At 43.6% G+C, this 5,750-nt stretch carries 9 protein-coding genes; 7 read left to right on the top strand and 2 right to left on the bottom strand.

All coding sequences use genetic code 11. The features are described from left to right. Window positions 1–462: 462 nt before the first annotated feature. On the top strand, window positions 463–666 hold the full coding sequence (locus EDD73_RS15000; RefSeq protein ID WP_165876551.1) for a hypothetical protein: 204 nt from the start codon (window positions 463–465) through the stop codon (window positions 664–666). A 30-nt stretch (window positions 667–696) separates the two neighbouring features. Here the strand turns inward: EDD73_RS15000 and EDD73_RS14370 are convergent, their stop codons facing one another. Both EDD73_RS14370 and EDD73_RS14365 read right to left on the bottom strand, forming a co-directional pair. Next, on the bottom strand, window positions 697–1,014 hold the full coding sequence (locus tag EDD73_RS14370) for a hypothetical protein (protein WP_131921101.1): 318 nt from the start codon (window positions 1,012–1,014) through the stop codon (window positions 697–699). A gap of 27 nt (window positions 1,015–1,041) precedes the next feature. Then, window positions 1,042–1,335 carry a hypothetical protein gene (locus tag EDD73_RS14365; RefSeq protein ID WP_131921099.1) on the bottom strand — a complete coding sequence of 98 codons (294 nt, stop codon included), beginning with the start codon at window positions 1,333–1,335 and terminating at the stop codon, window positions 1,042–1,044. Between the two features lie 486 nt (window positions 1,336–1,821). Between EDD73_RS14365 and EDD73_RS14360 the strand changes: the two genes are divergently transcribed. The 6 genes from EDD73_RS14360 to EDD73_RS14335 all read left to right on the top strand — a co-directional run bounded on the left by EDD73_RS14360 (window position 1,822) and on the right by EDD73_RS14335 (window position 5,688). Next, complete coding sequence (locus EDD73_RS14360; RefSeq protein ID WP_479723870.1) at window positions 1,822–2,055, top strand: hypothetical protein; 234 nt, start codon at window positions 1,822–1,824, stop codon at window positions 2,053–2,055. Between the two features lie 13 nt (window positions 2,056–2,068). Beyond that, window positions 2,069–2,401 (top strand): hypothetical protein, encoded by a 333-nt coding sequence (locus EDD73_RS14355; protein ID WP_131921094.1) that lies wholly within the window; start codon window positions 2,069–2,071, stop codon window positions 2,399–2,401. An 18-nt stretch (window positions 2,402–2,419) separates the two neighbouring features. After that, on the top strand, window positions 2,420–2,665 hold the full coding sequence (locus tag EDD73_RS14350; protein WP_131921092.1) for a hypothetical protein: 246 nt from the start codon (window positions 2,420–2,422) through the stop codon (window positions 2,663–2,665). Window positions 2,666–2,851: 186 nt separating this feature from the next. Beyond that, complete coding sequence (locus EDD73_RS15645) at window positions 2,852–3,028, top strand: NlpC/P60 family protein (RefSeq protein WP_406567203.1); 177 nt, start codon at window positions 2,852–2,854, stop codon at window positions 3,026–3,028. Window positions 3,029–4,685: 1,657 nt separating this feature from the next. Then, window positions 4,686–5,138: a DUF4288 domain-containing protein gene (locus EDD73_RS14340; protein WP_243116947.1), complete on the top strand. Its 453-nt coding sequence runs from the start codon at window positions 4,686–4,688 to the stop codon at window positions 5,136–5,138. A 301-nt stretch (window positions 5,139–5,439) separates the two neighbouring features. Further along, the gene (locus EDD73_RS14335) at window positions 5,440–5,688 is read left to right on the top strand and encodes a hypothetical protein (protein ID WP_131921089.1); all 249 of its coding nucleotides are present in this window, start codon (window positions 5,440–5,442) and stop codon (window positions 5,686–5,688) included. Window positions 5,689–5,750 lie beyond the last annotated feature (62 nt).

Raw genomic sequence — 5,750 nt, 5'->3', positions numbered from 1 at the left:
GTACGGTTTGCGGCTATTTTCTTGATTAATTTGGAAAAAACACGGTTTCAACGGATACCATACTTGGTTCCATTGGGTTCCTGGACGGACTCTACTAAAGAATGAGATATATCCTCTGTTTTATAAAAAAGAGCGATTATAATCGTCTAAGAATATCCATATCCAACGTAAGCCACTGTAACGCCCCACGTTCGCCTCAACGCTATCCCTAGTATGATTGGTATAGCCACTGCTTTAACGCGGCACACAGGCGATTCTGTGGGGGCGGTTTTGGAAGCGTTCAAGAAATATCAGGACGTAATTACTGTTATTCCAATACAAAGAAGGGTTTAGTAATATGTCCACGAAGTAATCAGAGGTTCTCGTGATTAGGAGGGGATATTATGATGACCTTTCTCTTTGTGGCCATATTTGCGTTCATAGCATTCGCTTTCATAATAAAGCGTGGAGTACGTTCTGGTCATGGTAGTGGCGTCGTTGACTTCCATCTTGATTCTGATGGTGACGACGGTAATGACGATAACGGTTGGGATTTCGGAGGTAGCGATGATGGCTTTGGAGGAGACTGTGGCGGAGGTGACGGTGGAGGAGGCGATTAGTTCGACGGGCGTAACGCCGCTGTTGGCTACAGTAGGCACCGCTGGGCACGATAGGCCCAGGAGGTGAGTGTTGTGAGCGACGACAAGAGGCCAACCGTTAGAGTTGGTGTTCGACATGCTCCAATGAAACGGGGCTACGGGAAGCTACGTCGGAAATCGCCTTGCCGATCTCCGATAATGCGTATTGATCCAACCAGCGACGAAGCCATTGTAATCGCTGTTTTCTCTCCATACCTTCGCTTTCCCGGAGGAAACTCCGGAGTTCCAAAGGCATTATACCCACGAACGCGGAATACGAAACAGCGCGGGGACGCCGCTGGAGACCCTCGATCACCGCTTTCCAATCAACATCTTGGATTTTCTGGGTATAGGGGCGTGGGATCGTCGTGATCGCTTGATAGGTCAGATCCAGCACTTCGATTCGATCCCAGTAGACTTTTAACTACACTTGATCGCCGGGGCGACATTGCGGAAGTGCCAGTGCGGTTCCATCGAATCGAATCTCCCCATAGTGATTCACGCGGGCCGAGTCCAACCGGAAAACTTCATACGGCGTGATGGGGAGTTGCAAAAGTTGTGGCTTTTCCTCTTGCCAAAGCTGCTGGATCAGGGTTTGTTTGCTGTAGTGTGGCCGTTCCATATCCCGCTCGGCCTGCTGAATCAATGATGTAGCCAATGCTTCATGGGTGGTGAAGATCGGCAGTGGAACACACCAATTCCGACGCGCATACCCCACCTTATTCTCGACATGACCTTTTTCGTTTCCTCGGGCCGGATTGCAAAAGACCGACTCGAATCGATAATGGCTCTGAAACCGTAAAAAGGCGTCCGTACATTGGCGGTTTCCCTCGGTGCCGATAGTGACCACCGCGGCAGAAAGGTTATCAAACCAAATTCGCCGTACGCCAGTTCACACCGACACGTTCGGTAATTTCGCGGATCGTACAGCCTTCCTGTTCGCGCAGAAATTTGATATATTGTTGCTGTGGCATTTGCAGCATCCTTTCCAACCCCTCCGATTCGGTATTGCACACATCGAAGGGTACGGGTTTTGGGGAGATGAGGCAAGTGCCTTTTTTTCTTTTGGCATTTCATTCTGCATTTCTAGGATGCCGTTTTGTGTACTTCTATGATGCCATAAACAGAAATCCGTGGCGTAAATGACAAAACGCTCCGTCGCTGGCGTGCCGAGGAGAACTTTCAACGGGAAGTTCAGCGGCGCGTGCTACAAAGCGTCAATGAAAAACTGGCCGATGTGATGAATACGACCGTGCAGAAAGCCGTCGATGGCTCAGGGAAACATACGGAACTCCTGCTCAAAAGCCTTGGCATCCTGAAGGAACAGCACAACATCGTGGCCACACAGCACTTCGATGAAGAACGCAGCGATGAAGCTATCGAACGGGAGATTGATGAATTGAAGCGCCAGTTAGCCGAGTTAGACAACAACAACTAAGGAGGAATACACGATGTTTCAACAATTATTTAACGAGTTCAACGATGAAGCCTATCGCTTACAGGCCAAGGTCGATGCGATGATTCAGGAAAAGAAAGAGATGATCGAGCGGAAAGAAACGTGGCAGCAGGAGTACAGCGAGTTGCTGCTCAACGACGCACCGCATGTCGAAGTAACCAAGAAGAAACGGGCGCTGGAACGGGTAAGCCGCGATATCGCTGACTTCGATGAACGGATTGAAGCGGTCAAGACGCGACGGCTCATGATGTTGCGGGAGCGGTTGCCGGAACTGAGCCACGTTCGCTCACTGGAGATTGAGCGGATTGTGGAAGAATACAAGGCGTAAATCCTGGAAGCGCGGAAGATGAAAGCCGAGATGCTGATGTTCTATCGAAAAATCAACCGTAAAAAGCGCGAAGCTGGCATTACCTATGATCAGATGCTGGGTTATGAGCGATCAAACCAGAAGCGGGAAGCGAAGGAGAAGGAAGCTGCCAAAGCGAAGCCGCTGATAATTCCGTTAAAGAAAGGGGAAAAGGAACCTGATGGCTTAACGCTGATTCGCCTTGGCTATCAGATGGCGGAGGAAGCGCGACGGATGGATAAGTAGCGTGGTCACAGTAAATAATCGATAACTTCATAACTGGAGCGGGAGGGCTAACGCCTTTCCGCTTTTTTTCTCGTTGTGGGACTGTGCTAACGCTGGCGACAATTTATCAAATTGATGAATCGTGACCACGCGGGCTCTTGCCAAGCACTGCTAGCACTGTTGGCCACTCTATAACATTCGAGAGAACTGCTGGCAGTCTGTAGTCATAATCAAGGTATCGACCGCATCGGCCACGTTGGCATCTATTTGGGCGAAGGCAAGATGCTTCACGCATCGGGAGCCGCAGTGGGTGTTACGATCAGCGATATTACCACTCCTTACTATGAGAAGACGTTCATGAGGGCGCAGCGGGTTATTCAGTAATGCGGTAGTTGCAGGATTCTCGCTCTTTGATAACTGCAAATTCAGAGTTCCGACTGATTCTTCAATGTAATTTTTATTGGTTGTCATAACACCATAATTACACGAAGCTAATGATTATTATTCTGTTGTTGAAACTCAGACATTGAGGAGATAACGCTGTGGTCGCTATTTATTTTACGGAAGGGTAGGTGCAAACTGTCCTTCCTCTGCTGGCGCTATGAAGTTGATGGGGCAGTGGGGTTCAAAACTGCTGTCCCTTGGCGTCGGCCAGTGGTAGCCGCAGGGTGAGTATCACTCTGGTGGGGGAGGAAATCAACGACCAACAGGCTCTTCTTGTAAAAAGTCTGTCCTATTGAAGGGACTAGATAAAAAATGTTGAAAATAGAAGATGAACTCTTTGTTATTAGTTTATTTTATTTCATAAGGAGAAAATTAATGGAAGAAATTAAGTTTACCCTTTCTAAAGAATTTCAAGAGTTTATATTACAGAATGAACGACCATGGGAACTCATGTGGGTTCCTTGTCCTAGATGTGGTTCGAGAAGAGTTATTTTCAATGCTAAATCTGAAGGCATCATGTTTATACTAAAATTCATTTTATGGGTAGTGCTGATAATTTTCATGGGGATTATACCAGGCTTAATCTGTTGTTACTGGTATTTTAAGGTAAACCCCTTTGTAACCAAGGATTTCCTTTGTAGGGACTGTAGATTGCAGTGGACAAAAGAAAATATGATGCCGAACTAAGAACGACACCAGCGTTGGCCCGTGGTTGTGGTAGAGATAGAGTATTGCTTACGTGGGGCGGATTGGATGATGAAAGATGGATGATGTTTTTAGGTTAGTATTGGTGATATTAACGAGCATAATGATCGCTGTAATTTATACTAAGATAATAAGTCGATTTAGAATTGATTTTGCGAGTTTTTTTCGTTATTTGTTAACTAGATTAAAACGACATTAAATTTTTATTTACCGCATTCGTCCACTGGGCGAAAGTTGCGCAACGTGTAATATTTTTTTGGAGAAACACCAGTGAATCTAATGAGACTTGGAACCCCAGTTGCAAAGGAGAATTACGCTATTAATCTTGTTATTTATATTGCCATTACTCTTGTTATTTGTAGTTTAACAACTTTGTTTATTAAAGAAAAGATCAGGTGGTTTAAAGGGGTGTTTATAGGTGCAATAAGTTCGGCGATACTTAATGGGTTAGTTATGATATTTTTTTACTTTTTAATGCTTTATTGCTTAAAGTAAGGAGAAGAAAAATGCCTTGGTATCTTAGAAAAAACTTCATTTTTGCAATGTGCATGATATTTCCTCCGATAGGCTATTTGCATGTGGTTATTAATTGAAAAGAGTGGAATAAAGACGATATGGTGCTTTACATTACAATAGCAACTACTTCCGCGTCTTTATGGGTATTGAAGTTTGTCTCGTTTCCTCTTTCTATTATATTAATTCCCGTTGTAATATTAATGGTAGTTGTTATATATGGAAGATATCTTGATGATTCTGAATAAAAATCAAATTCTACATATTTTATATTCTAGAACACTGCGACCTTCGCCGCCCCCGCGATAACCATCGCATCAAACGTCGCCCAAAAGTATACCATCGGGCTCTAACCGGAGATTGATCTGGTGTCACTGTCATGACTACAACGGAGGGATTAATAGATTTTGTTTCAAGAGGTGAATTCTTGATGGAACATAAATCAGAAGAAATTCAAACAAACTGGTATACAGTAAAATTATTGTTTGAATCTATTCACTCTGGAGAACCGATTGTTGATAAAATTGACGAAAATTATTATGATAATGATGAAAAGATTTTTGAAGAAAGCATTATACTTATTAAATCAAAAGATATCGAAGAGGCACATGCTGTTGCGGAAATGCGAGCTAAGAAATCGGAACACGAATACTTGAATGTGTATGGTCAGTTAGTGAAATGGCAATTCATTAAAGTAATAGATGTTTTTGAACTTGATGATTGTGAAGTTAGAAGCGGAATAGAAGTTTATTCAAGGTTTATACATACTAAAAAAGAAGACGATATACATGATGTTATTTCACGATATTATCCGGAATCTAAATCAAACTGATTTTTCAACTATTCTTGTCGTCACCTCTGCGGCCACCGCATGTCCCATGCAGGGGAGCAGCGTCATCACCGCTGGCCACTGTGCCTCCGCGATCGGGGAGTAGCGTAACACACTGCTACCCACGTGCCCCGCGACGGGGGAGAAGCGCAACCACCGGTGTGGTCACTGTGCCCCGCGACGGGGAAGTACCCATTACCGATTGCTGATGCGATAGCTGCAACAGTTAAATTTTTATTATTTTAGAAAAATATGATTTCTTATCTTAATTGTATAATCAAAGAAAGAAGGTTGATTGAATAGGATGGATAAAGTAGAACTTGAAAATATTTTAAAACAGCAAAATATTAAACTTCTAGAATTGCAAAGTAAAGTTGAGATGTTGCAAGATGAAGTAGCGCGTTTAGTGGTTTGCAAGCTGTCTAACGGAAAATATCCTTATTACGATTTAATTTTAGATTATGGCATTAATCCGGAAAAACAAATTAAAATATTTTATCTTTTAGGCTTAATATCAAACTGTTACTGCTACCGTATAATAGCCAAAACTTGACGGCATAAAATGTCCGCAAATTGCCGGATATGATGTCCAAATAAAACAGGGGAGGTAAAGAG

This window comes from Heliophilum fasciatum, from assembly GCF_004341395.1.
Classification (GTDB): Bacteria; Bacillota; Desulfitobacteriia; order Heliobacteriales; family Heliobacteriaceae; genus Heliophilum; species Heliophilum fasciatum.
This window is presented reverse-complemented; position numbering and strand designations above follow the sequence as displayed.